This window comes from Hydrogenophaga pseudoflava NBRC 102511, assembly GCF_001592285.1.
Taxonomy (GTDB): Bacteria; Pseudomonadota; Gammaproteobacteria; order Burkholderiales; family Burkholderiaceae_C; genus Hydrogenophaga; species Hydrogenophaga pseudoflava.
Window position 1 is genome coordinate 41884 of record NZ_BCWQ01000010.1, and the last position, 25341, is coordinate 67224.

At 69.4% G+C, this 25341-nt stretch carries 24 protein-coding genes; 9 read left to right on the forward strand and 15 right to left on the reverse strand.

The window, feature by feature from the left end:
• The first annotated feature begins 34 nt into the window (after positions 1 to 34).
• A complete protein-coding gene (locus HPS01S_RS13225) occupies positions 35 to 2239 on the forward strand; it encodes a malate synthase G (protein WP_066156780.1) in 2205 nt (734 codons plus the stop codon).
• 138 nt (positions 2240 to 2377) lie between these two features.
• Here the strand turns inward: HPS01S_RS13225 and HPS01S_RS13230 are convergent, their stop codons facing one another.
• Complete coding sequence (locus tag HPS01S_RS13230) at positions 2378 to 2779, reverse strand: tautomerase family protein (protein WP_066156782.1); 402 nt, start codon at positions 2777 to 2779, stop codon at positions 2378 to 2380.
• 2 nt (positions 2780 to 2781) lie between these two features.
• Positions 2782 to 2988: a hypothetical protein gene (locus HPS01S_RS13235; protein WP_066156786.1), complete on the reverse strand. Its 207-nt coding sequence runs from the start codon at positions 2986 to 2988 to the stop codon at positions 2782 to 2784.
• A 138-nt stretch (positions 2989 to 3126) separates the two neighbouring features.
• Here HPS01S_RS13235 and HPS01S_RS13240 point away from each other — a divergent pair, with 138 nt between their 5' ends.
• The 4 genes from HPS01S_RS13240 to HPS01S_RS13255 all read left to right on the forward strand — a co-directional run bounded on the left by HPS01S_RS13240 (position 3127) and on the right by HPS01S_RS13255 (position 7073).
• Entirely contained in the window at positions 3127 to 4053 is a 927-nt protein-coding gene (locus HPS01S_RS13240) for a LysR family transcriptional regulator (RefSeq protein WP_066156788.1), read from the forward strand.
• Between the two features lie 7 nt (positions 4054 to 4060).
• Positions 4061 to 4765, forward strand: a complete 705-nt coding sequence (locus HPS01S_RS13245) for a hypothetical protein (protein ID WP_066156791.1) — start codon at positions 4061 to 4063, stop codon at positions 4763 to 4765.
• Between the two features lie 14 nt (positions 4766 to 4779).
• Positions 4780 to 5067, forward strand: a complete 288-nt coding sequence (locus HPS01S_RS13250) for a hypothetical protein (protein ID WP_066156794.1) — start codon at positions 4780 to 4782, stop codon at positions 5065 to 5067.
• 164 nt (positions 5068 to 5231) lie between these two features.
• The gene (locus HPS01S_RS13255; protein WP_066156797.1) at positions 5232 to 7073 is read left to right on the forward strand and encodes a methyl-accepting chemotaxis protein; all 1842 of its coding nucleotides are present in this window, start codon (positions 5232 to 5234) and stop codon (positions 7071 to 7073) included.
• Positions 7074 to 7079: 6 nt separating this feature from the next.
• Here HPS01S_RS13255 and HPS01S_RS13260 read toward each other — a convergent pair whose 3' ends face one another.
• Together HPS01S_RS13260 and HPS01S_RS13265 are read right to left on the reverse strand one after the other, a co-directional pair.
• Positions 7080 to 8339, reverse strand: a complete 1260-nt coding sequence (locus tag HPS01S_RS13260; protein ID WP_066156800.1) for a cytochrome c — start codon at positions 8337 to 8339, stop codon at positions 7080 to 7082.
• On the reverse strand, positions 8336 to 9064 hold the full coding sequence (locus HPS01S_RS13265; RefSeq protein ID WP_084397361.1) for a c-type cytochrome: 729 nt from the start codon (positions 9062 to 9064) through the stop codon (positions 8336 to 8338). The genes HPS01S_RS13260 and HPS01S_RS13265 overlap by 4 nt, the downstream gene beginning before the upstream one ends.
• Before the next feature lie 76 nt (positions 9065 to 9140).
• Here HPS01S_RS13265 and HPS01S_RS13270 point away from each other — a divergent pair, with 76 nt between their 5' ends.
• The gene (locus HPS01S_RS13270; RefSeq protein ID WP_066156806.1) at positions 9141 to 9371 is read left to right on the forward strand and encodes a cysteine-rich CWC family protein; all 231 of its coding nucleotides are present in this window, start codon (positions 9141 to 9143) and stop codon (positions 9369 to 9371) included.
• A 36-nt stretch (positions 9372 to 9407) separates the two neighbouring features.
• Here HPS01S_RS13270 and HPS01S_RS13275 read toward each other — a convergent pair whose 3' ends face one another.
• Positions 9408 to 10886, reverse strand: a complete 1479-nt coding sequence (locus HPS01S_RS13275) for a DegQ family serine endoprotease (RefSeq protein ID WP_066156808.1) — start codon at positions 10884 to 10886, stop codon at positions 9408 to 9410.
• Between the two features lie 92 nt (positions 10887 to 10978).
• On the opposite strand from HPS01S_RS13275, the gene HPS01S_RS13280 reads away from it, so the two are divergent.
• The gene (locus tag HPS01S_RS13280) at positions 10979 to 11668 is read left to right on the forward strand and encodes a DUF1345 domain-containing protein (protein WP_066156811.1); all 690 of its coding nucleotides are present in this window, start codon (positions 10979 to 10981) and stop codon (positions 11666 to 11668) included.
• Here HPS01S_RS13280 and HPS01S_RS13285 read toward each other — a convergent pair whose 3' ends face one another.
• Positions 11669 to 13006: an ATP-binding protein gene (locus HPS01S_RS13285; RefSeq protein WP_066156816.1), complete on the reverse strand. Its 1338-nt coding sequence runs from the start codon at positions 13004 to 13006 to the stop codon at positions 11669 to 11671.
• Positions 13003 to 13662: a response regulator gene (locus HPS01S_RS13290; protein ID WP_066156818.1), complete on the reverse strand. Its 660-nt coding sequence runs from the start codon at positions 13660 to 13662 to the stop codon at positions 13003 to 13005. The genes HPS01S_RS13285 and HPS01S_RS13290 overlap by 4 nt, the downstream gene beginning before the upstream one ends.
• Positions 13663 to 13776: 114 nt before the next feature.
• Here HPS01S_RS13290 and HPS01S_RS13295 point away from each other — a divergent pair, with 114 nt between their 5' ends.
• Both HPS01S_RS13295 and HPS01S_RS13300 read left to right on the forward strand, forming a co-directional pair.
• Entirely contained in the window at positions 13777 to 15282 is a 1506-nt protein-coding gene (locus tag HPS01S_RS13295; RefSeq protein ID WP_066156821.1) for an MFS transporter, read from the forward strand.
• Positions 15283 to 15286: 4 nt separating this feature from the next.
• Positions 15287 to 16072, forward strand: a complete 786-nt coding sequence (locus HPS01S_RS13300; protein WP_066156823.1) for a class II glutamine amidotransferase — start codon at positions 15287 to 15289, stop codon at positions 16070 to 16072.
• Here HPS01S_RS13300 and HPS01S_RS13305 read toward each other — a convergent pair.
• The 8 genes from HPS01S_RS13305 to HPS01S_RS13340 form a co-directional block, all read right to left on the reverse strand.
• Positions 16059 to 16634 (reverse strand): hypothetical protein, encoded by a 576-nt coding sequence (locus HPS01S_RS13305; RefSeq protein WP_066156825.1) that lies wholly within the window; start codon positions 16632 to 16634, stop codon positions 16059 to 16061. The genes HPS01S_RS13300 and HPS01S_RS13305 overlap by 14 nt on opposite strands.
• Positions 16635 to 16849: 215 nt before the next feature.
• Complete coding sequence (gshB, locus tag HPS01S_RS13310) at positions 16850 to 17797, reverse strand: glutathione synthase (protein ID WP_066156828.1); 948 nt, start codon at positions 17795 to 17797, stop codon at positions 16850 to 16852.
• The gene (locus tag HPS01S_RS13315; RefSeq protein WP_066156832.1) at positions 17794 to 18978 is read right to left on the reverse strand and encodes a benzoate/H(+) symporter BenE family transporter; all 1185 of its coding nucleotides are present in this window, start codon (positions 18976 to 18978) and stop codon (positions 17794 to 17796) included. Before HPS01S_RS13315 ends, gshB begins: the two co-directional genes overlap by 4 nt.
• 19 nt (positions 18979 to 18997) lie before the next feature.
• The gene (locus HPS01S_RS13320) at positions 18998 to 20866 is read right to left on the reverse strand and encodes a potassium transporter Kup (protein WP_066156834.1); all 1869 of its coding nucleotides are present in this window, start codon (positions 20864 to 20866) and stop codon (positions 18998 to 19000) included.
• A 141-nt stretch (positions 20867 to 21007) separates the two neighbouring features.
• Positions 21008 to 22291, reverse strand: a complete 1284-nt coding sequence (gene gshA, locus HPS01S_RS13325; RefSeq protein WP_066156836.1) for a glutamate--cysteine ligase — start codon at positions 22289 to 22291, stop codon at positions 21008 to 21010.
• 105 nt (positions 22292 to 22396) lie between these two features.
• Positions 22397 to 23677 carry a glutamate-5-semialdehyde dehydrogenase gene (locus tag HPS01S_RS13330; protein WP_066156838.1) on the reverse strand — a complete coding sequence of 427 codons (1281 nt, stop codon included), beginning with the start codon at positions 23675 to 23677 and terminating at the stop codon, positions 22397 to 22399.
• A 21-nt stretch (positions 23678 to 23698) separates the two neighbouring features.
• Complete coding sequence (gene holA, locus HPS01S_RS13335) at positions 23699 to 24751, reverse strand: DNA polymerase III subunit delta (RefSeq protein WP_066156840.1); 1053 nt, start codon at positions 24749 to 24751, stop codon at positions 23699 to 23701.
• A gap of 4 nt (positions 24752 to 24755) precedes the next feature.
• Positions 24756 to 25325, reverse strand: a complete 570-nt coding sequence (locus HPS01S_RS13340; RefSeq protein WP_079367384.1) for an LPS-assembly lipoprotein LptE — start codon at positions 25323 to 25325, stop codon at positions 24756 to 24758.
• Between the last annotated feature and the right edge of the window lie 16 nt (positions 25326 to 25341).

A 25341-nucleotide genomic window follows, 5' to 3' on the forward strand; every position in this document is an offset into this window, starting at 1 on the left:
TTTCCTTTTCCTTTTGAACCGACGGAGTCCTTCCATGACGCAACGCACCAGCATCCACGGTCTGCAGGTTTCCACCGACCTGTACCAGTTCATCAACGAGCAGGTCCTGCCCGGCACCGGCGTGAGCGCCGAGAGCTTCTGGAAGGGCTTCGACGCCATCGTCACCGACCTGGCGCCCAAGAACGCCGCCCTGCTGGCCGAGCGCGACCGCCTGCAGGCCGAGCTGGACACCTGGCACAGCGCCAACCCCGGCCCGATCCTGGACATGGCCGGCTACCGCAAGTTCCTGGAAACCATCGGCTACCTCGTGCCCGAGCCCAAGAAGGTCAAGGCCACCACGAAGAACGTGGACGACGAGCTGGCCACGCAGGCCGGCCCGCAGCTGGTGGTGCCCATCCTGAACGCCCGCTACGCCCTGAACGCCGCCAACGCGCGCTGGGGCAGCCTGTACGACGCGCTGTACGGCACCGACGTGATCAGCGAAGACAAGGGCTGCGAGAAGGTCGGCAAGAAGGGCGGCTACAACCCCAAGCGCGGCGCCAAGGTCATCGAGTACTGCCGCTACGTGCTGGACCGCTGCGCCCCGCTGAAGAAGGGTTCGCACGTCGGCTCCACCGGCTACAAGGTCAACAAGGACGGTGAACTGGTCGTGGGTCTGGCCGAAGGCGGCACCTCCAAGCTGGCCGACAAGAGCCAGTTCATCGGCTTCCAGGGCGAGGCCAAGACGCCCACCGCCGTGCTGCTCAAGCACAACGGCCTGCACCTGGAGATCCAGATCAACCGCGCCACCGCCATCGGCAAGACCGACGCCGCCGGCGTGAGCGACCTGGTGGTCGAGGCCGCGCTGTCCACCATCCTGGACCTGGAAGATTCCGTGGCCGCGGTGGACGCCGAGGACAAGGTGCTGGCCTACCGCAACTGGCTGGGCATCCTGCAGGGCACGCTGACCGAGTCGTTCGAGAAGGGCGGCAAGACGATGACCCGCGGCCTGAACGCCGACCGCGAATACACCGGCGCCAACGGCAAGAAGGTCCGCCTGCATGGCCGCTCGCTCATGTTCGTGCGCAACGTGGGCCACTTGATGACCAACCCCGCCATCCTGTGGGGCGCGGAAGGCAAGGAGATTCCCGAAGGCATCATGGACGCGATGGTCACCACCGCCATCGCCATCCACGACCTGAAGAAGAGCAAGAAGGACGCCATCCGCAACTCGCGCAAGGGCTCGGTCTACATCGTCAAGCCCAAGATGCACGGCCCGCGCGAAGTGGCGTTTGCCTGCGAACTGTTCAGCCGCGTCGAGAAGGTGCTGGGCCTGGCCGACAGCACGGTCAAGCTGGGCATCATGGACGAAGAACGCCGCACCTCGGTCAACCTGAAAGCCTGCATCGAAGCCGCCGCCAGCCGCGTCGCCTTCATCAACACCGGCTTCCTGGACCGCACCGGCGACGAGATGCACACCGCCATGCTGGCCGGCCCGATGGTGCGCAAGGGCGACATGAAGACCAGCGCCTGGATCCAGAGCTACGAGCGCAACAACGTGCTGGTGGGCCTGTCCTGCGGCCTGCGCGGCAAGGCACAGATCGGCAAGGGCATGTGGGCCATGCCCGACCTGATGAAGGCCATGCTGGAGCAGAAGATCGCCCACCCCAAGGCCGGCGCCAACACCGCCTGGGTGCCCTCGCCCACCGGCGCCACGCTGCACGCCCTGCACTACCACCAGGTGCTGGTGTCCGACGTGCAGAAGGAGCTGGAGAAGGTCAAGGCCGACAAGCTGCGCGACGACCTGCTGACCGGTCTGCTGACCGTGCCGGTGAGCGCCAACCCGAACTGGACCGACGCCGAGAAGCAGGCCGAACTGGACAACAACATCCAGGGCATCCTGGGCTATGTGGTGCGCTGGGTCGACCAGGGCGTGGGCTGCTCCAAGGTGCCCGACATCAACGACATCGGCCTGATGGAAGACCGCGCCACGCTGCGCATCTCCAGCCAGCACGTGGCCAACTGGCTGCACCACGGCATCGTGACTGAGCAGCAGGTGCGCGAGACCTACGAGCGCATGGCCGCCAAGGTGGACAAGCAGAACGCCGGCGACAAGCTCTACCAGCCCATGGCGGGCAACGCGGCCACCAGCAAGGCCTACCAGGCCGCGCTGGACCTGGTGTTCAAGGGCAAGGAGCAGCCGAGTGGCTACACCGAGCCGCTGCTGCACGCGTGGCGTCTGAAGGTGAAGGCTGCCTGAGGCCAGAGCCCACCCCCGCGCCGCACCTGCGGTGCGTCACCCCCTCAAGGGGGCAACGCCTGCGGCCTGGCAAAGCCAGTTCCGCGGCGTTCTGGACCAAAACACGGCGCTCCGAGGGGCGCCGTTTTCTTTGGGTGTCTACAAGGTGGCGCGCGCCAGCTGCCTCGCCCGCTGTGTCCGGCCTCCGTAGCCCCAGTCCGTCGCCGGCAGCTCGCGCACCGTGACGTAGCTCGCCACCTCGAAGCCGCCGTCGGGTGCCAGCTGGCGCTGCAGCTCGTCGAACGCGGCGGCGATGAAGCGGGCCTTCTCGTCCTCTGTGTTGGTGCCGGCGGTGATGCCGATCTCCAGCAGCGCCGCGGTGCCCGCCACCGTGCGCCCGCCGACGCACCAGCGGGCCCGCGGCAGGTCGTCGATCACCACCGCAGTGACCTCGGGCCGCTTGTGCAGGAGCTCGGCGGTGAGGGCGGTGAGCGCCGCGGCCAGCGCCTGGTAGCGCTCGGGGTTCTGCAGTGGGGTCACCTTGAGCAGCAGCGTGGGCATGGTCAGACCTCCATCAGGCGGACTGCGTGAGCGCCATGTCCGCGATGCGCAGCGAGGCGGCGGACCCGTGCGCCCAACCGCTCGGCCCAGCCCTGTCCGAAGCGCTGCACCGCTGCCTGCCGCTCGCGCTTGGCCTGGTGCTGCAGGGCGTCGAACAGGGCCGCGTGGGCCTGGGGTGAAAGGGTCTGGTGCAGGTGTTCGGTGCGCATGGCGGGCTCCTGTCGGCGATGAATGAAGGGGTGCAGCGACTCTAGGCAAGCCACCGGCGGCGGAAAACGGCGGGCGGCTCAAAACGGTTTTGCATTCCGCGCAAGGCCCCTTGCACCGGCGCGCACTACCATCGCCGCATGGATGCGCTCGCCTTCGACGACCTCAAGCTGTTCGCCCGCGTGGCCGCGCTGGGCAGCCTGTCGGCGGCGGCGCGCGAGCGCGACGTGCCGGTGAGCCAGGTCTCTCGCGCGCTGAGCCGGATCGAGAAGACCTGCGGCGCCCGCCTGGTCCACCGCTCCACCCACGGGCTCTCGCTCAGCCCCGAGGGCGAGACCTTTCTCGAACACTGCCAGCGCATCACCGGCGCGCTCGACGGGCTGCAGGCCGACTTCGCGCAGCAGTCGGGCGAGGCGCGCGGCCTGGTGCGCGTGGCCGCCAGCACCGTGATCGCGCAATACTTGCTGCTGCCCAGCCTGAACGCGCTCAACCAGCAGCACCCGCAGCTGCGCGTGGAGCTGGAGGTGAGCGACCGGCTGGCGGACATGGCGCGCGAGGGTATCGATATCGCCATCCGCACCAGCACCGACCTGCCCGAGACCCAGGTGGCGCGGGCGCTGGGCCAGTTGGGCCGCGCGCTCTACGCGTCGCCCGCCTACGCGGCCCGCGCCGGCCTGCCGCAACACCCCGACGAGCTGCACCAGCACCGCCTGATCAGCAACACCGCGGCGCCGCACCTCAACCGCTGGCCCTTCGTGGTCGACGGCACACCGTGCCGCCGGACCATTGAGGGCTACTGGCGCACCAACGACACCGGCCTGGCCGCCAACATGCTGGTGCAGGGCCTGGGCATCGGCCGGCTGGCCACCGTGGCCGCCGCACCGCTGGTGCAGCAGGGCCTGCTGGTGCCGGTGCTGGCGGACTTCGTCGATCCGCAACCGGTGCCGCTGTACGCGGTGACCGCCAGCGCGCGCCAGCGGCTGCCCAAGATCCGCGCCTGCATCGACTTCTGGGCTGGCTGGATCGCCAGCGACCGCACGCCGAATCTCGCGGCTTCCGCGGGGTGATCACGCCATGCGCCTGCCCTTCGCCCTGCCACTGACCCTCGCCTTGAGCCTGTCCCTGCTGCCCGCTCCGGCGCTGGCCCAGCAGCCGTCCGTCCGGTGGCAGGCCCAGTGTGAGGCGCAGCTGCCGCCCACGGTGATCGAGGTGAACGCCGAACCGGCCCCCGTGCGCCACCGCAACGACCGCAGCATCGCCGACCTGATGCAGGTCCAGCGCCTGCCGCAGGAACACGCCTTCACCCTGGGCCTGACCGAGTTGCAGCTGGGCACGCGCATCGCCTTCCGCAGCCCCACGCTGAGCCACCCGCGCGAGCGGCTGGTGTGCATGCGCCCGGCCATCACCGTCACGCTCAGCCTGGACCCGCACGTGGTGTCGGTGGCCAGCGAGTTCGAGGAAGGCAGCTGCGCGCACCGCCACATCCTGGCCCACGAGATGCGCCACGTGCAGGTCAACCAGCTCACGCTATCGGCAGCGGCCGAGCGCATGCGCGAGGGCATGCGGCAGTCCTTCGGCAACAAGATCTACTACGGCGAACCCAAGGAGCTGCAGGAGCGCCTGACCCGCCACATCCGCGAGCAGTGGCTGCCCTGGGTCGACGCGCAGATGAAGCACACGCTGCAGCGCCACCGCGAGATCGACACGCCCGAGGAGTACGCGCGCAACCGCACGGCCTGCGGCGGCGAGATTGCGCGCACGCTGGACGCCATGCGCTGAACCCGGAACCACCCATGGCCCTGAATTACCTGATCTTCGACGCCGCCGACGATGGCGAAGGCACCGGCAGCTGGGAGGCCGTGGCCAGCGTGCGCCGCGCCGACCTGCCGGCGGTGATGGCCGAGGTGGACGCGGTGCTGGCGCGCGCGCAGCGCGAGGCGCCGGGACCGCGCGGCCCGCTGGACGAAGGCGGCGCCTGGGACGCCGACACCCAGGTGCACGAGGACGGCAGCTGGACCGAGATCCGGCTGACGCTGACCGGGCCCTGGGACTGGGGCGAGGCGCTGCTCAGCGGCTTTTGAACATCGGCCGGCACCACACGCTGCACGAAGTGGCGCCGGCGCGGCGAAAAGGAGGGGATCCGCCCGTCTGTTCGGGCTCAAGTGCCGCTGGACTTTGTCCGATCATGAACAACCCCGAGGTCTCGCCTACCAGGCCAGGCCGTCCAACGCATTCATCAGATGCGATGTTTCCGTCCAATGAGGTCAACGTGGTCCCAGCTTCGTCAAAATTTCTTCGCCTGTCGATCAAGGCCCGCCTGGTCCTGACGGTCGCCGTGCTGGTGGTGGTCAGCCTGGTCGTCGTCAGCACCTTCAACTTCCTGAGCCTGCGCTCGACCACCCGGGCATCGGTGAACGCCTCGGCGCAAAGTCTGGCCCTGGCGCGCGCCGAGGGCATCGGTCAGTGGGTCGCCAGCAAGTCGGCCGTGGTGGGTGCGCTGTTGCCCGCCACCCAGGTGGAAGACCCCATGCCGGCGCTCACCCAGGCGGTCAGGAGCGGGTTCTTCGACACCACCTACATCGGCTACCAGGAAAAAAGGGCGATCTTCTCGAGCCCGCAGAACCTGCCGCCCGACTGGGACCCGACCGGACGGCCCTGGTACCTGCAGGCGGCCAATGGCCAGGGCGTGGTGCTGACCGAACCCTATGTGGATGCGGGCAGCAAGAAGCTGGTCATGACCTTCGCGGTGGCCGACCGCAACGGCAGCGACACGCGGGCGGTGGCCGCCGGCGACGTGTTCATGGACGTGGTGGCCGCGGCCGTGACCGCCATCAAACCCACGCCGTCGAGCGATGCCTTCGTGCTGTCGGCCGAAGGCAAGGTGATGGTGCACAGCAACCTGGATCTGGTGCTCAAGGAGGCGTCCAGCCTGAGCCCTGCGCTGACCCCGGCGGCGGTGGCGGCGCTGGGCGCCGACCTGACCGAGGTGGACATCGGCGGCACCGCCCGCCTGTTGACCGCGGTGCCGGTGGCGGGCACCAACTGGAAGCTGGTGATCTCGCTGCACAAGGGCGAAGCGCTGGCCTCGGTGTCGAACTTCCTGCTGCAGTCCCTGATCGGGGCTGTGGTGGTGACCGTGGCGGCCGTGCTGCTGGCGGGTGTGGTGGTCGCGCGTTCGCTCCAGCGCCTGGACCGCCTGCAGGCGGCCATGCAGGACGTGGCCTCGGGCGACGGTGACCTGACCAAGCGGCTGGACGCGAGCGGGCACGACGAGCTGGCGCGCATTGCCCAGGGCTTCAACGCCTTTGTCGACAAGATCCAGGCCACGCTGCGCGACATCCGCGCCACCAGCGACGCCGTGCATGAAGCGTCACGCGAGATCGCCAGCGGCAACCACGACCTGTCGTCGCGCACGGAGTCGGCCGCCTCCAGCCTGCAGCAGACCTCGGCCACCATGGAGGAAATGACCTCGGCGGTGGCGCAATCGGCGCAGTCGGCCCAGGAGGCCAACCAGATTGCCGGCGGCGCGGCCGCCTCGGCCGAAAAGGGTGGCGAAGTGGTGGGCCAGGTGGTGGCCAGCATGGAAGCCATCACCCACAGCTCGCGCAAGATCAACGACATCATCTCGGTGATCGATGGCATCGCCTTCCAGACCAACATCCTGGCGCTGAATGCGGCGGTGGAAGCGGCCCGCGCCGGCGAACAGGGCCGGGGATTCGCCGTGGTGGCCGGCGAGGTGCGCAACCTGGCGCAGCGCAGCGCCGAAGCGGCCAAGGAGATCAAGCAGCTGATCGGTCGCTCGGTCGAAAGCGTCGAGGCCGGCTCCGCCCTGGTGGGGCGCACCGGCGAGGTGATGCAGGAGATCGTGCAGAACGTGCGGCGCGTCTCGCAGATGATGCAGGAGATCGCCACCGCCTCGTCCCAACAGCGATCGGGCATTGAGCAGGTGGGCATGGCCATCGGCAACCTGGACCAGATGACCCAGCAGAACGCCGCGCTGGTCGAGGAAAGCGCCGCTGCGGCCAGCGGTCTGCAGGATCAGGCCGAGCGCCTGGCCCGCACCGTGGGCCAGTTCCGCATCGGCTAACCCCCCTCAGCGCACGCGCTGCACGTCCAGCGGGTTCACCGGGTTCGCCTGGTGGCCCCAGCTCTGGCGCAGGAAGCTTGCCACCGCGGCGATCTCGGCGTCCTGCAGCAGGGTGCGGAACGGCGGCATGCCGTAGGGATGCGGGTGACCCGGTGTGGACGGCGCGAAGCCGCCACCGACGATGGCCTGCAGCGCGTTGGTCGGGTCGTCCATGGTGACCACGCGGTTGCCGGCCAGCGGCGGGTACATGCCCTGGCGGCCCTCGCCCTGTTCGCCGTGGCAGTCGGCGCAGTGCTGCCGGTACAGGCGTCCGCCGGCCTCCAGCAGCGAGCCGTCGGCGCGCTTGAAGGCCGGTGGCTTGCGGCCTTGCACCGGCAGGCTCTTCAGGTAGCCCGCCATCGCATTCACATCGGCCTCGGGCAGGTGCTGGGTGCCGTGGAACACCACCTCGGCCATCGGCCCGGCCACGCTCGCGCCGGGGGCGCTGCCGTTCTTCAACAGCGCCGCCACGCGCTCCACCGGCCAATCCTGCACGCCCGCCTGGCGCGGGTCGAGCAGCGAGGGTGCGAACCAGCGGCCATCGGGCAGGCGCTCGCCGCCGAAGGCCTCGGTGGTCGCGCCCCAGGCGTTGCGCGTGCCGTGGCAGGCGGCGCAGTGGGCGACGCCGTTGACCAGATAGGCGCCGCGGTTCCACTCGGCGCTCTGCGTGGCGTCGGGCCGGAAGCGCCCGGGTTCGAAGAACAGCACGCGCCAGACCGCGAGCGCGGGCTGGGTGCCGTAGGGGAAGCGCAGCGCATGCGGCGTGTTGGGCTGGCGCACCGGCGCCAGGCTGCGCAGGTGGGCCCAGAGCGCGGCCACGTCATCATCGGTCAGGCGTGTGAAGTGCGCGTAGGGAAAAGCCGGGTAGAGCAGCCGGCCGTCGCGCGAGCGGCCTTCGTGCAGCGCGCGCTGGAAGGCCTGCTGCGACCAGGCGCCCAGACCGGTCTCGGCGTCGGGCGTGAGGTTGCCGGCGAACAGGTCGCCGAAGGGCGTGCTGATGCGGCGACCGCCCGCATAGGGTGCGCCCCCGCGCTCGGTGTGGCAGGCCATGCAGTTGCCGGCGCGCGCCAGTTCGGCGCCGCGTGCGAGCAGCGTGGGGTCGGCGGGCACGGCCTCTGTCGACGGTGGCAGCGCGGGGGCGTGCATTTCCACACCGACCACGGCGCCGAGCAGGGCCAGGCCCGCGACGAAGACAGCGGCGATCCAGCGCAGGGGGCGGCGGCTCATTTCGCGACTCCCGGCGCGGGCGGCGTCAGCCCGCAGCGCAGCGGCAGCGGCTCGGTGGTGGGCGCGGCCGGATGGGTGTCGGCCGGCAGCGGCTGCGCGGCGAGCCAACTGGCCACGGCCGCCACATCGGTGGGCGAGAGGCGCTGCGCCACATGGGCCATGCAGTCGGGTGCGAAGGCCTTGCGCAGACCGGTCTGCCAGGCGCCGAGCTGGCCGATCAGGTAGTCGCGCGGCAGGCCCAGCAGGCCTGGCACGGCGGGCCGCACACCGGTCATGGCCGCGCCGTGGCAGGCGGTGCAGGCCGGCAGATCACGCGCCGGGTCGCCGCGGCGCACCAGCGCCTCGCCGCGGGCCAGATCGGCGGCGCTGCCCTGCGGCGGCAGCGGTGGCGGGTAGGGCAGGTCCAGCGATGCAAAGTGCTGCGCGATCAGGCGCAGGTAGTCGTCGCTCAGGTGGTCCAGCAGGTAGCGCATGCCGTCGTTGTTGCGCCGGCCGTCGCGGAAGTTCAGCAGCTGGTGGTAGAGGTAGTCGGCCGGCTTGCCCGCGATGCGCGGGAAGAAGCCTCCCGGCGTGGCGCGGCCTTCTTTGCCGTGGCAGAGGGTGCAGGCCTGGACGCGCTGGTCCATGGAGTGGGGAACAGTGCGCGGATCGGCCGCAGCCGCGCCGCCAACGGCGAGTGCAAGCACGAACGACACAAGAAGGGGAAAGGGTGACAGGGGCGACATGGAAGACCTTGAACAGAGCAGTGCAAAAAGTACCACAGGGCGTGGATGACTACACTGATCAGAACCGGCCTTTTCCATGCAGACCACACCCACCTCCGACCCCACCCGCTGCCCGCTCTGCGGCGGCGACAACCGCTGCGCGATGGAGCTCGAACGCGCAACCGGCCAGCCCCAGCCGCCCTGCTGGTGCGTCGGTACCGCGTTCCCGCCCGACCTGCTGGCCCGGCTGCCTCAGGAAGCCGAAGGCAAGGCCTGCATCTGTGCCGCCTGTGTGGCGCGCTTCGCCGGTGAAGGTCTCGGGCCCTGAACCCGGCACACCGCGCGCCCGCGGTGCCGGGCACCATCAGCCCAGTTTCACCGGCACGAAGATGCGGTCGCCGTCGCGCTGGATCAGCAGCGCCACCGACTTCTGGGCCCTGGCCACCGCCGCACGCACCTGGTCGATGCTGGTCACCGGCGTGCCGTTGACCGCCACCAGCAGATCACCCGGCTGCACACCGGCGCGGGCCGAGGCACCGGCCACGTCCTCGATCACCAGGCCGCCGTCCACACCCGCCTCGCGCTTTTCCTGCGGCTGCAGCGGCCGCAGCGCCAGCCCCAGGCGACCCTGGCTTGCGGCCTTGTCGGTCTGGGCCACCTCGGCCTTCTTGTCGCCCGCATCGCCCAGCTGCGCGCTGAGGGTTTCGCGTTTCCCCTGGCGTGCGAGTTCGAGCGTGACCTTCTCGCCCGGGCTGGCCTGGCCAATGTAGGCCGGCAGGTCGGCCGACGAGACGATGGGCTGGCCGTTGACGCTCAGGATCACGTCGCCGGTCTTCAGCCCGGCCTGCGCCGCCGGGCCGCCGGGTTCGACACCCGAGACCAGGGCGCCCTCGGGCTTGTCGAGCTTGAAGGAGTCGGCCAGCGCCTGGTTCACCTCCTGCACCGTCACGCCCAGCCGCGCATGGCTGGCCTTGCCGGTGGCGACGATCTGGTCGCGCACCTTGCTGGCCACCTCGATCGGAATGGCAAAGGACAGGCCCTGGTAACCGCCCGAGCGGCTGTAAATCTGCGAGTTGATGCCCACCACCTCGCCGCGCGCATTGAACAGCGGCCCGCCCGAGTTGCCGGGGTTGATCGCCACGTCGGTCTGGATGAAGGGCACCAGGCTGTCGTCGGGCAGCGAGCGGCCCTTGGCGCTGACCACGCCGACGGTCACGCTGTTCTCGAAGCCGTAGGGCGAGCCGATGGCCAGCACCCACTCGCCGGGCCGCATCGAGCGGGAGCTGCCCAGCGGCACCACGGGCAGGTTCTTCGCGTCGATGCGCAGCACCGCCACGTCGGTGCGCGGGTCGGCCCCAAGCACCTTGGCCTGGAACTCGCGCCGGTCCGTGAGCTTGACGGTGACCTCGCTGGCGTCCTGCACCACGTGGGCGTTGGTCAGGATCAGGCCGTCGCTGCTGACGATGAAGCCCGAGCCCTGGCCACGCACCGGCTGCTCCGTGGCGCCGCCGCGCGGCCCGGCGTACCCCGGGAAGTTGCGGAAAAAATCGTAGAACGGGTCGCGCGGGTCGAGGCCGGGCACGCCGGCCCGCTCCTCGTCGGACACCTTCTTCATGCCGCTGACGCTGATGTTGACCACCGCCGCGCCGTGGCGCTCGGCGATGCTGGCGAAGTCGGCCTGGCCGGCGCTGGAGACGGGCGCAGCGGCCACCACTGCGGTCGGCGCAGGGGCGGCGGCGCTGGCGTGCGAACCGTGCAGCCAGCTGGCGCCGGCACCGCCGATCGCTCCGGCGGCCGCCAAGGCCAGCACCAGACGGGTGGGGGTGAGGGTGTTGAGTTGCATGATCGCTCCTGTGAAATGGGTTGGACTGGCCAAGAATGTGGGCGCGTTCACTTAGACGGGGCTTAATCGGGCGGCAGTGGCACACTGGCCGCATGAGATCGCGCCCGCTGCACGGCCTGCACTGGTCGGCCCGCTTCAGCGCCCTGGAACGCCAGGCGCTGGCGCTGCTGCCCGGGGTGCTGACCGGTCTGGCGGTGGCGCGGCTGGTGGCGGCGCCGGCCGGTACCGCCCTGCTCTGTGGCTGGGTCGCGTACTGCTGCACCTACCTGGGGCTGATGGCCCACCTCGCCCACCGCCTCAACGCCGCCGACACGCGGCGCCGCGCCCAGTGGGAAGACCCGGGCGCGGCCATGCTGTTCGTGCTGGTCACGCTGGCGGGGCTGGCCTGTCTGGTGGCCGTGGCCATCGCCGCCGACGCCGGCGCCCACCTGCGCGGCGCGCCACGCATGGCCCACCTGGCGCTGATGGTGCTGTCGCTGATGGGCGCCTGGCTGCTGATCCAGAGCGTGTTCGCGCTGCACTACGCGCGGCGCTACTACCGGCCGGACGGGCATGACCGCCCGCATGTGGGCGGCCTCGCGTTTCCGGGCGGTGAGGCGCCCGACTACCTGGACTTCTTCTACTTCAGCGCGGTGATCGGCATGACCTCGCAGGTCTCGGACGTCGCCATCACCGAGCGCTCGCTGCGCCGGCTGGCCACGGGGCACGGCCTGCTGTCGTTCGCCTTCAACCTCACCGTGCTGGCGCTGGCGGTGAACGTGCTGGCCAGCGCGCTGGCCTGATCAGGCCGCAGGCAGCTCCAGCCGCACGCGCAGGCCGCCCAGCGTGGGTGAGGCGTCCAGCCGCAGCGCGCCGCCGTGCATCTGCGCCACCGACTGCGCGATGGCCAGCCCCAGGCCGCTGCCGGTGGAAGGCGCGTCGGGCAGGCGGTAGAAGCGGTCGAGCACGCGCGTGCGCTCGGCCTCGGGAATGCCCGGGCCGCTGTCCTCCACCACCAGCGCCACCCTGCCCGCTGCTTCGCCGGCCAGCACACCGACCTCGATGCGGCCAGCGGCCGGCGCGTACTTGATGGCGTTTTCGATCAGGTTGCGCAGCAGCAGGCGCAGCGCGTCGGCATGGCCCGTCACCATCGCCGTCTCCAGGCCCGACAGCCCCAGCGCCTGCGAGCGGGCCTGGGCATCGGCCACCGCCTCGCCGATCACCGACCTCGCCAGCGCCGCCAGGTCCAGCGGCGCGGCCGGGGCGCCCTCGGCCTGCCGCGCCTGCTGGCGCGCCAGCTCCATCAGCTGGCCGACCAGCCGGGTGGCGCGGTCGATGCCGGCGTCCAGCCGCTGCAATGCGCGCTCGCGGGTCTCGACGCCCTCGGCGCGGCGCAGGCCCTGCACCTGCAGCTTGAGCGCCGCCAGCGGCGAGCGCAGCTCGTGGGCCGCGTCGGCCACGAAGCGCTGCTGCACCTCAAAGGCCTGGCCCAGGCGCTGCAGCAGGCCGTTGAACTCCTGCACCAGCGGGCGGACCTCGTCGGGCAGGTCCTGCCCGGCCAGCGGCGCCAGGTCGTCGGCACTGCGCGCGGCCACCTGCTCGCGCACCCGCGCCACCGGGGCCAGGGTGCGGCGCACCAGCCAGCCCACGGCCAGCATCAGGACCGGCGCCAGCCACAGCACCGGCGCGGCCGTGCGCAGCGCCAGGTCGCCGGCCATGCGCCGGCGCACCGCCATGTCCTGCGCCACCTGGATCACCAGGCCACCGGTGATGACCGAATAGACGCGGTAGGTGGTGCCATGCGCCACCACGTCGGCAAAGCCCAGCACCGCGCGTGCGGGCAGTTCGGGCCGGTCGGCCGAGCGCAGCAGCAGCGAGCCGTCGACCGACCAGATCTGCAGCACGAAGTCGAAGTCCTGCTGCGACGGCGGCACCGGCAGCACGCCGGTGGCCAGGCCCTCGGGCAGGCCGGCGCGCAGGGTCTGGGCGGTCTGGCGCATCTGGTAGTCGAACAGGGCGTCGGCCTCGGCCCGCGCCGCGCGCCAGGCCAGGGCGGCCTGCAGCAGCGCGGTGGCCAGGATGGCCAGCAGCACGAACACCAGCAGGCGGGCGCGCAGGGAGGTGGGCCAGCGCAGCCTCATGCCCTGGGCACCAGGTAGCCGACGCCGCGCACGTTCTGGATCAGGTCGGCGCCCAGCTTCTTGCGCAGGCCGTGGATGTAGACCTCGACCGCGTTGGAGCTGATCTCGTGCTTCCAGTCGTAGAGCTTTTCTTCCAGCTGCGCGCGCGAGAGCACCATCCCGGGCCGCGCCAGCAGCGGCTCCAGCACCGCCCACTCGCGCCCCGAGAGCACCACCGGTTCGCCATTCACCGTGACCTCGCGCGTGGCCGGGTTGATGCACACGCCCTGGTGCTCGTAGACCGGCTCCGCCCGGCCCGAGGCGCGGCGCAGCAGGGCGCGAATGCGCGCCAGCAGCTCGTCCATCTCATAGGGTTTGACCACGTAGTCGTCGGCCCCGGCGTCCAGGCCTTCGACGCGCTGGGCCAGGGCGTCGCGGGCGGTGGCGATCAGCACCGGCACGCGGGAACGGCGTGCGCGCAGCCGGCGCAGCACCGACAGGCCGTCCTGCCGCGGCAGGCCGAGGTCGAGCAGCACCAGGTCGTAGTCCTGGGTGCGCAGGGCCGTATCAGCAGCGTCGCCGTCGCGCACCCAGTCCACGGCGTACTGCTCGGCGCGCAACAGGTCGAGCACCGATTCGCCGATCATCGAGTCGTCTTCCACCAGCAAGAGGCGCATTGCGGGCCGCACCGGCCTGAGTGCCGCGCGCGGGTTCCGGCAATGGTACGCGGCATGCCCCCGGCGACGCCGGGCACCGACAAACCCGATAAGCTGCCGCCTGGACCCGCCCCCATGAACACACCACCCGACCCTCATTCCATCGCCGCCCTGCGCGAACGCCACGGGCCGCGCTACCGCTGGCTGCTGCTGCTCTCGGTGATGGTCGGCACCATGGCCTCGGTCATGTCCTCGACCATCGTCAACGTGGCCATCCCCGACATGAGCCACCACTTCGCACTCGGCCAGGAGCGCGCGCAGTGGGCCTCCTCGGGCTTCATGGCGGCGATGACGGTGTCCATGCTCACCACGCCCTGGCTGCTGACGCGCTATGGCTACCGCCGCACCTACACCGGCTGCATGTGGCTGCTGCTGGTCGGCGGCCTGGTGGGCGGCTTCGCACAGCACTACCCGCTGGTGCTGGCCGCGCGCGTGGCCGAAGGGCTGGCCGCGGGCGTGGTGCAGCCGATCCCGGCCATCATCATCCTGCGCGCCTTCGACTCCCAGGAACAGGGCCGCGCCAGCGGCATTTTCGGCATGGGCGTGGTGCTGGCGCCGGCGCTGGGCCCGTCCATCGGTGGCCTGCTGGTCGACGCCTTCGGCTGGCGCTCCATCTTCTTCCTGGTGGTGCCGTTCTGCCTGGCCTCGCTGTGGATGGCACGGCGCTTCGTGCCGACCACCGCCCCCGGCGGTGCCGCCCCCAATCCGCAGGGCGCCGCGCTGGACTGGCGCGGCCTGCTGCTGGCCACGGCCGGCACGCTGTGCCTGCTCAACGGCCTGGTGGAGCTCAAGGGCGGCACGCCCCTCGCGGCGGCCGGGCTGCTGGGCGGGGCCGCGCTGGCGCTGCTGGTCTTCGTGGCGCTGCAGCGGCGCATGCTGCTGGCGCGCGCCCGCCACCCCCACGAGGGCACGGACCCGCTGCTGAACCTCTCGCTGTTCCGCGACCGGCGCTTCGCAATGGGCAGCATCGTGGCCTTCATCTACGGCGTCGCGCTGTTCGGCTCGACCTACCTGCTGCCGGTCTACATGCAGATGGGCCTGGGCCTGTCGGCGTCGTTCGTCGGCACCATCCTGCTGCCCGCCGGCCTGGTGCTGGCCGTGACCATCGCCGTCGTGGGCCGGATCTCGGACCGCCAGCCGGCCCACCGCCTGGTGAGCATCGGCCTGCTGTTGCTGGCCTGCTCGTTCGCGCTGATGCCTACCATCGACACCGACCACCGCGCCCAGACCCTCACCCTGTTGGTGGCCTGGGCCATCCTGGGCCGGCTCGGTCTTGGCTTCATCCTGCCCTCGCTGAACGTCGGGGCGATGCGCGGTCTGGCACGTGCACAGATCCCGCAGGGCGCCAGCGCCATCAACTTCCTGCGCATGCTGGGTGGCGCCGCGGGGGTGAGCCTGTGCGGCATCGTGCTGGAGTGGCGAACCGCGGCGCACGGCCTCAAGCTGGTCCCGGGCAACACCGCGCCCGGCCACCTCGCGCCGTTCAACGAGACGTTTTTCATGGTCGCAGCCATTTGTGCGCTTGCCATCGGGGCCGCCGTGAAAATGCGTGCAAAAACCGGGAAGGCTGCCGGACAATAGTCGGATGTGCCAGCTGCTCGCCCTCAACTGCGCCACCCCGACCGACGCATCCTTCAGCTTTACCGGCTTCTGCCGGCGCGGTGGTGCCACCGACCACCACGCGGATGGCTGGGGCATCGCCTTCTTCGAGGGCCGGGGCCTGCGGCTGTTCATCGACCACGAGAGCGCGGCCAACTCGCGCATGGCCGAGTTCCTGCGCAGCTACCCGCTCAAGAGCAGGAACATCGTCGCCCACGTGCGCAAGGCCACCATCGGCGAGGTGAGCCTGGAGAACGCCCATCCCTTCACGCGCGAGCTCTGGGGCCGGCACTGGGTGTTCGCCCACAATGGCGACCTCAAGGACTATTTCCCCAAGCTGCACAGCGCGTTCCGCCCGGTCGGCACCACCGACAGCGAGCGCGCCTTCTGCTGGCTGATGCAGGAACTGGCCAAGTCGCACGCCAGCCTGCCCAGCGTCGAGGAGCTGACGCACACCCTGCGCGAACTGATCCCGCAGGTCACCCGCTTCGGCACCTTCAACTTCCTGCTGTCCAACGGCGAGGCGATGTGGGCGCACTGCAGCACGAAACTCCACTATCTGGTGCGCCAGTACCCGTTCTCCAAGGCCACGCTGATGGACCACGACTGGACGGTCAACTTCGCCGAGGTCAACCAGCCCGGCGACCGCGCGGCCGTGATCGTCACCACACCGCTGACCAGCGACGAGCAATGGACCGCGTTCGAGCCCGGGGAACTCAAGGTGTTCGTTGACGGCCTGCCTCAGGGCGGCGGGTCGCTCACAGAATCTTGAACAGCTTCTCGCGCAGCTCTGGCAGTCTGCGGGCACCGGCGCTGTGCCCCGCCATGCTGGTTTCCCAGTCGCGGTAAACCTTGCGCAGGCCTTCCGATCCCTGCGCCTGGAAGATGTTGGTGACCAGGGTGACGCGCATGTTCTGCCCGATGATGGCGTTGATCGAATTGATCATGAAGTTGCGCGCCATCTCGTTGTCCTGGGCGCTGCGGCTGTCCGCCGGCGGAAGCCCCGCCAGGTCTGCCCCGGTGTCGTCCGGCTCGCCTGCGGTGTGAGCCGCCGCCATCCGCTCATGGGACGCGGCCGCCCTGGACGTTGTTGCGGCGGGGGCCTGACCGACGGCTTCAATGCAACCCAGCTGCAGAAGCTGCTCCAGCACCTCTGCGATGTCGCCCTTGCCCACGAGGAAGACCGACAGCTCGTCGGCGGTGCGTTTGCCATCCACCAGCACCAGGGCGCGGCGCACGATCGGTGAAAGTCCCAGGTCGCGCGTCTGGATCTGCTGCTGGCCCAAGGCGGTCTTGGCAAAAATGGTGCGCTTCGTATCGATGTTCTCGGGCATGGTGTGCTGTTCGGATGCTTACTCTCCCCTGGCCCGCGTATTTGTAATGCAGCACCCACACCCTCGCAAGCCAAGCAAGACCGGGTTAACCCTTGTGTGCGTACTTTCTACCGATCGAATTTGTCACGATCGGCCGACTTCGGGACCAAGGGTTCTTGATGCATGACCGACGGCGGCCGGCATGCATTTGGCGCTAGCGATTTGGGTGCAAGGGCTCAGCGGCCCAGCGCATCGAGCAAGGCGTCAGCGAACATGGCCGGCACATCGAAGCCGGTCTGGTCGTGAATCTCCTGGAAGCAGGTCGGGCTGGTGACGTTGATCTCGGTGACCTTGTTGCCGATCATGTCCAGCCCCACCAGCAGCAGGCCGCGCGCCGCCAGCACCGGCGCGATGGCCTCGGCCACGGCGCGGTTCTCGTCGGACAGCGGCTGGGCCACGCCCTTGCCACCCGCCGCCAGGTTGCCGCGCACCTCGTTGCCCTGCGGGATGCGCGCCAGCACATAGGGCGCGACCTTCCCGCCGATCAGCAGCAGGCGCTTGTCGCCGTCCACGATCTCGGGCAGGTAGCGCTGCACCATCACGCTGGTGGCGCCGCCCTGGTTGAGCGTCTCGATGATGGAGCCGAGGTTCATGCCGTCGGCGCCGACTCGGAAGATGCCCATGCCGCCCATGCCGTCCAGCGGCTTGAGGATGATGTCCCGGTGTTCGGCGTGGAAGGCGCGGATGGCCTCGGGCGAGCGCGTCACCAGCGTGGGCGGCGCGAACTCGGCAAACTCCATCAGCGCGAGTTTTTCCGGGTGCTCGCGCAGCGCGGAGGGCCGGTTGAACACGCGCGCACCTTCGCGCTGCGCCTGCTCCAGCAGGTGGGTGCAGTAGAAGAACTCGCTGTCGAACGGCGGGTCCTTGCGCATGACCACGGCGTCGAAGTCTTTCAGCGATTCGACCGCCTCGCCGGTGACCGAGAACCAGTCGTGCGGATCGCCGGTCAGGCGGATGCGGCGCACCGTGGCGTTGACGGTGCCGCCGCTGCGCCAGCCCATGTGGCGTGGCTCGGTGGCGGCGATGGCGTGGCCGCGTTGCTGCAGCTCGCGCATCATGGAAAAAGTGGTGTCCTTGTAGGTCTTGAAGGACTCCAGCGGATCGGCAACGAAGAGGATGTTCATGGTGTGTGCTTTCGGGCTCCGTACTGTTGCACAAACAGCGCCAGCGCGCCGGCGACCACACCCCAAAACGCCGAGCCGATGCCGGCAATCACCACGCCGCTGAGCGTGACCAGGAAGGTGATGAGCGCGGCTTCGCGGTGGGTGTCGTCCTTGAGCGCCGCATGCAGGCCGCCGCCGATGCTGCCCAGCAGCGCCAGTCCGGCGATGGCCAGCACCAGTTCCTTGGGGAAGGCCAGCAGCAGACCGGTGACCGCCGCGCCCACCAGGCCGATGGCGATGTAGATCAGCCCGCAGGCCACGGCCGCGGTGTAGCGCTTGTCCTTGTCGGCGTGCGCCTCCTCGCCCATGCAGATGGCGGCGGTGATGGCGCTGAGGTTGAGCGCGTAGCCGCCGAAGGGCGCCAGCACCAGGGTGGCGACGCCGGTCATGGTGATGATCCTGGAGATCGGCATGTGGTAGCCCGCGGCGCGGATCGCGGCCACGCCCGGCAGGTTCTGCGAGGCCATGGTCACGATGAACAGCGGCAGCGCCAGGCTGACGAAGGCACCGAAGGTGAACTCGGGCGCGGTGAACACCGGCACCGCCCACTGCAGCGTGAGCGCACCGGCGTTGAACTGCCCGTTGGCCACCACGGTCACCACTGCCACCAGCAGCGTCAGCGGCACGGCGTAGCGCGGCAGGAAGCGCCGCCCCAGAAGGTAGGCCAGCAGCATCAGCACCACCAGCGGCAGCGCGGTCTGCGCCGCGGCGAAGGCCTGCAGGCCGAAGCGCGCCAGCACGCCTGCCAGCAGCGCCGACGCAATCGCCATGGGAATGCGGTTCATCACCCGCTCGAACAGGCCGGTCGCGCCCGAGAGGATGATGAGCACGGCGCAGGCCATGAAGGCGCCCACCGCCTGCGCCATCGTGAAGCCGCCGGCCAGGCCGGCCGTGGCCAGCACCGCGGCACCCGGCGTGCTCCAGGCCACCATCACGGGCTTCTTCAGGATCAGCGAGGGGATGGCCGAACAAAGGCCCATGCCCAGGCCCAGCGCCCACATCCACGAGGTGATGAGCTCGGGCGTGGCGCCGAAGGCCTGCGCGGCCTGGAAGACGATGGCGACCGAGCTGGTGAAGCCCACCAGCACCGCCACGAAACCGGCCGTGGCGGCAGAGAGGTTCAGGTCACGGAAAAAAGACATCCGGCGATTGTGCCGGGCGTCAGATCTCCAGCTTGGAGCCCAGTTCAATGACGGCGTTGGCCGGCAGGTTCAGGAACTCGGCCGCCGCACCCGCGTTGTGGTGCATCTGCGCGAACAGCTTCTCGCGCCACAGCGCCATGCCCTCGCCCAGCGTGGGCACCACCAGGTCGCGCGAGAGGAAGTAGCTGGTCAGCATGGGCTCCAGGTCGCAGCCGCGACCGCGCATCAGTTCCAGCGCCTTGGGCACGTCCGGGTCGTTCTTGAAGCCGTAGTGGATGACGACTTGCCAGCAGTCGTGGCCCAGCGGCTCCACTTCCAGTCGCTTGTCCAGGCCAATCCAGGGGCGTTCGTGGCTGCGCACGGTGACGAACAGGTTCTGTTCGTGCAGCACCTTGTTGTGCTTGAGGTTGTGCAGCAGCGCGTTGGGCACGGTGCCGGTGTCCGCGGTCAGGAACACGGCCGTGCCGGCCACCCGCGTGGGCGGGTCCATGAACACGGCTTCGAGGAAGCTGTCCAGCTCGATCGCCTCGGCCTGCTGCGCCTTGGCCATCAGGGCCCTGCCCTGTTTCCAGGTCATCATCAGCGTGAACACCACGCCACCGATCAGCAGCGGGAACCAGCCGCCCGCAAACAGCTTGAGCAGGTTGGAGCTGAAGAAGGCCAGGTCGACAATGAAGAACCAGCCGGTGGCGGCCACGCACAGGGCCAGCGGGTACTTCCAGCCGTAGCGGATGACAAAGAAGGTCAGCACCGTGGTGATGAGCATGTCCAGCGTGACGGCGATGCCGTAGGCCGCCGCCAGGTTGGACGAGGACTTGAACATCACCACGGCCAGCACGATGGCGGTGAACAGGCCCCAGTTGACGAAGGGGATGTAGATCTGCCCGGTGTCGCTGACGCTGGTGTGGCGGATGTTCAGGCGCGGCAGGTAGCCCAGCTGGATGGCCTGCTTGGTCACGCTGAAGGCGCCGGAGATCAGCGCCTGCGAGGCGATCACCGTGGCCATGGTGGCCAGGCCCACCAGGGGCAGCAGGGCCCAGTCGGGCGCCATGTTGAAGAAGGGGTTCTTCACCGCCTCCGGGTCTTCCAGCAGCAGCGCGCCCTGGCCGAAGTAGTTGATGGTGAGGCAGGGCATGACGATGGAAAACCAGGCCAGGCGGATCGGCTTCTTGCCGAAATGGCCCATGTCGGCGTACAGCGCCTCGCCACCGGTGACGCACAGCACCACCGCGCCCAGGATGATGAAAGTCGTGCCCGGCTGCTCCCACATGAAGCGCAGCGCATGGTGCGGGCTGAGCGCCCCCAGGATCTCGGGGTGGCCGACGATGTGTGGGACCGCCAGCAGGGCGATGGACAGGAACCACAGCACGGTGATCGGTCCGAAGAACCGGCCGATGCCACCCGTGCCGCGCTTTTGCACGAAGAACAGCGCGAACAGCACCAGCAGCGTGATGGGCACCACGTATTTCCTGAAGTGGGGCGACACCACCTCCAGACCCTCCACCGCGGACAGCACCGAGATGGCCGGTGTGATGACGCCGTCGCCGTAGAACAGCGAGGTGCCGAAGATGCCGATGGCCAGCAGCCACTTGCGCAGTTCGGGCTTGTCTTTCACCGCCTGCGAGGCCAGCGCCAGCATCGCGATCAGGCCGCCTTCGCCGCCGTTGTCAGCGCGCAGCACGAGGGTGACGTACTTGAGGGAGACGATGACCGTCAGCGTCCAGAAGACGATGGAGAGCACGCCGTAGACGTTGGCGTGGGTGAAGGGCACATGGCCCGACCCGAAAATTTCCTTGATGGCGTACAGCACCGAGGTGCCGATATCGCCGTAGACCACACCGATGGCGCCCAGGGTGAGCGCAGCAAGCGACGACTTGTTCGAGGACACAAAACCGTCCGGCCCGGGCGGGCCAGACCCGTTGTCTGGAAGACCGCGATTCTGCGCCCGCGCCCACCTGGCTGTCAGCCGGGAGATGGCCTCAAACGGACGGCCGGGCGCCGGATGTTGCGGCGCAACAACCGTCCGGCGTCAGTCGTAGGTTTCGGCCTCGGGGTCGGTGGCTTCGAGTTCGTAGGCGGCCGACAGCATGGCCAGCCGACCGATCACCCCGTACATGTAGAAGCGGTTGGGCACGCTGGCCCCGGGTTTGGCACCCGGCTGCGGCAGCTGGGCGCTCTGCTCGAAGGCCAGGGGCACGAAGCTCGCGCCCGGGGCCGACAGGCTCTCGTCGGTGCTGCGGTCGGCGTGCACGCGGTAGAAGCCCCCCACCACGTAGCGGTCCATCATGTAGACCACCGGCTCGGCCACGGCGGCGTTGATGCGCTCGTTGGTGAGCACGCCTTCCTGGATGATCACTTCGCCGATCGCGTGCCCCGCAGTGGCCTTGGCGCGCGCCTGGAACCAGGCATCGTCCAGCTCCTTGGCGTCGCGCACCGTCAGCTGGCCCAGCGCCGCATGGCTGTTGTCGGCCTTGATGACGACAAAGGGCTTCTCGTTGATGCCGTATTCCTTGTACTTGCGCCGCACGCGCGCCAGCAGCGCGTCGGTGTTGCTGCGCAGGCACTCCAGCCCGCTCTGCTCGGCGAAGTTCACCGCGCCGCACTGGTTGAACATGGGCGTGATCAGCCAGGGGTCCATGCCCAGCAGTTTGCCGAAACGCTTGGCCACCTCTTCATAGGCCTTGAAGTGGTTGCTCTTGCGGCGGATGCCCCAGCCGGCGTGCAGCGGCGGCAGCAGGTACTGCTCGTGCAGGTCTTCCAGGATGCCCGGCGCACCGGCGGCCAGGTCGTTGTTGAGCAGGATGGTGCAGGGGTCGAAGTGCTTGAGGCCCAGGCGGCGCTTGCTGCGGATCAGCGGTTCGAGCGTGACCGACTCGCCGCCGGGCAGGTCGAAGGTGGTCGGTGCCTTGATGTCGTTGGACAGCGAGCCCAGGCGCACGTTCAGGCCGGCCTGGTAGAAGATGCGCTGCAGCTGCGCCAGGTTGGCCAGGTAGAAGGAGTCGGTGCGGTTTTCCGGCACCAGCAGCAGGTTCTTGGCCTCGGGGCAGATCTTCTCGATCGCCGCCATCGCCGCCTGCACCGCCAGCGGCATCATCTCGGGCGTCAGGTGGTTCCAGGCGCCGGGGTAGAGGTTGGTGTCGACCGGTGCCAGCTTGAAGCCGGCGTTGCGCACGTCCACCGAGGTGTAGAACGGCGGGGTGTGCTCCATCCATTCCAGACGGAACCAGCGCTCGATCACCGGCGTGGACTCGAGGATCCGCTGCTCCAGCTCGTTGATCGGACCGGTCAATGCCGTGACGAGGTGCGGAACCATGGGACAACCTTTGCGCGAAGAATAAGACGACCGCCCCATTGTAGGGACCGGCCAAGACAGCCAAAGGTCGGAAATGGGGGCGGCGGCCCGGCTTGCAAGCCCCGCTCAGGTGCGGATTTCGCCTTCGCCCAGCACCACGTACTTCAGCGAGGTCAGGCCTTCGACGCCGACCGGCCCGCGGGCGTGGAACTTGTCGGTGCTGATACCGATTTCGGCGCCCAGCCCGTACTCGAAGCCGTCTGCGAAGCGGGTGCTCGCATTCACCATGACACTTGCCGAATCGACCTCGCGCAGAAAGCGCTGGGCGTGCACGTGGTCGGTGGTGAGGATGGCGTCGGTGTGGTGGCTGGAATAGCGGTTGATGTGGGCGATGGCCTCGTCCACGCCGTCCACCAGCTTCACGCTGACGACGGGCGCGAGGTATTCCTCGCTCCAGTCCTGTTCGCTGGCGGTCGTCACATGGGCACCGGGCACGGCGGCCAGGATGGCCTGGGCCTCGGGGCAGCCGCGCATCTCCACACCCTTGGCGGCGTAGACGGCGCCGATCTTTGGCAGGAACTCAGCCGCCACGCCGCGCGCCACCAGCAGGCTTTCGGTGGCGTTGCAGGGGCTGTACTTCTGGGTCTTGGCGTTGTCGGCCACCTTCACCGCCATGGCGATGTCGCAGGGGTCGTCCACGTAGGTGTGGCAGTTGCCGTCCAGGTGCTTGATGACCGGCACCTTGGCCTCGGCGCTGATGCGCTCGATCAGGCCCTTGCCACCGCGCGGGATGATCACGTCCACGTACTGCGGCATGGCGATCAGCTGGCCCACGGCGGCGCGGTCGGTGGTGGGCACCAGCTGCACCGCGTCGGCCGGCAGACCCGCGGCCACCAGGGCCTGCTGCACCAGCGCGGCGAGCGCCCGGTTGGAATCGATGGCCTCGGAACCGCCGCGCAGGATGCAGGCGTTGCCACTCTTGATGCTCAGGCTGGCGGCCTCGATGGTCACGTTCGGGCGGCTCTCGTAGATCATGCCGAACACGCCGATGGGCACCCGCATCTGGCCCACGCGGATGCCGCTGGGCATCTGCTTCATGCCCGAGATCTCGCCGATGATGTCCGGCATGGCCGCCAGCTGCTCACAGCCCTCGGCGCAGGTCTCCAGCACCTTGGGCGTCAGCTTGAGCCGGTCCACCATGGGCTCGGCCAGACCGGCGGCGCGGGCCCGCTCCAGGTCTTTCGCGTTCTCCACCTGCAGCGGGGCGACGTTCTCGCGCAGCAGGCGCGCCAGCTCGCGCAGCACCTTGATCTTGGTCGCGGCACCGGCCTTGGCCATCAGCGCCGAAGCGGCCTTGGCCTGGCTACCCAGGGTGTTCATCAGTTCGGAAGTGGAAATCGCGTTCATCACGCGATTTTCGCAGAGTGCCTACTTCAGCGCACAGGCATTGGCCACCCTCAGTGCCATGCGGTGCAAGGCGTCCCACGGATCGGCCGGCCAGTCGGGCTGCTTGAGCCCCTTGACGATACCGTCCACCGTGTGCGCGTCCTGCAGCCACTGCGCCAGCTGTGCGGGCCGGATCAACGGCAGCGCGCGCTCCATCAGCTTTTCCTTGACACCCCAGACCCGGTTCTCGCGCAGTGCCATGGGCAGCGGCCGGCCGGCGTCCATCGCGGCGCGCACCCGGTGCAGCGTGCGGATGTCCTCGGACAGCGCGAAGTGCACCAGCACCGCAGCCTCCCCCTCGGCCTGCAGGCCATCGAGCATGCGCTGCACCCGCAGCACCTGGCCGCCCAGCACCGCCTCGGCCAGCTTGAACGGCGTGTAGCGGGCCACGTTCAGCACCGCGTTCTCGATCTGCTCGAAGCTCAGTTCGCCAGCCGGATACAGCAGACCCAGCTTCTGGATTTCCTGGTGCGCCGCCAGCAGGTTGCCCTCGACCCGGTCGGCAAAAAACTGCAGCGTGCGCTGCCCTGCTTCTCCGGCCGACACCCGCTGCCCCTGGGCCTGAAGGCGCTGGGCGATCCAGGCGGGCAGCGCCTGCCGCTCGACCGGGTCCACCCGGACGGTGACCCCAAAACTGTCCAGAGCGCCAAACCAGGCGCCCTTCTGCGTGGCCATGTCCAGCCGCGGCAGCAGCACCAGCGTGAGGGTCGAGTCGTTGTCCCGCGCGGCCTCGGCCACTTGCTGCAGCACCTGCGAGCCGTCCTTGCCCGGTTTGCCCGACGGGATCTGGATCTCGATCAGCTGCCGGTCGGCAAACAGGCTCATCGAACCGCCGCTGGCCAGCACCTCGCTCCAGTCGTAGTGGGCAGCGGCCACGGTGTGCACGGTGCGCTCGGTGTAGCCCTGGGCGCGCGCGGTGGCACGGATCGCATCCGCCGCCTCCTGGATCAGCAGCGGCTCATCACCGTGCAGCGTGTAGAGGGAGCGCAGTCCCTTTTGCAGATGCCCGGCCAGCTGCGGGGCGGCAAGCTGCATGGGATCAGAGGGTCTTCACAGCGGCGAGCCGGCGCAGCACCTGCTGCACGATGTCGCCGTCCATGTCGCGGAACATCAGGTTCTCTTCGGCGGCCTTGGCCAGGGCCGCCGTTTCGCTGAAGCTGATGTCGCGCTCCAGCAGCAGCTCGGTGTCTTCGATCAGGATCTTTCCCGCCGGGGTCACCAGCCGGAAACGGAACCGGGCGCGCAGGGTCAGTTCCCGCACCTGGCCGGTGTCGGTCTGGCCGGACACCACGCGCTCATGGCGGTCCAGTGTGACGATGAGCACCACCTGCGGCGGCACCGCGGCCTGCGCGGGATCCACCGGCGCCCGGGCGCCAGCCGACGAATTGACCACGCGCAGCCCCGACGACACCAGCGCCTGCTGCAGCGACCGGGACACCGAGGTGTTTTCAAAGCCCGCCACCTGCACCGACTCGAACGCGAACTTGGGCGCCTGGCGCAGCGCAAAACCGCAGCCCGTCAGACCGGCCAGAAGACCTGCCGAACCGGCCGCTGCCAGACCCCGCAGGGCGGCCCGACGGGCCGGTGATTTCAGGACAGCAGGGGCCATGGCTTGGGTTCTCGCT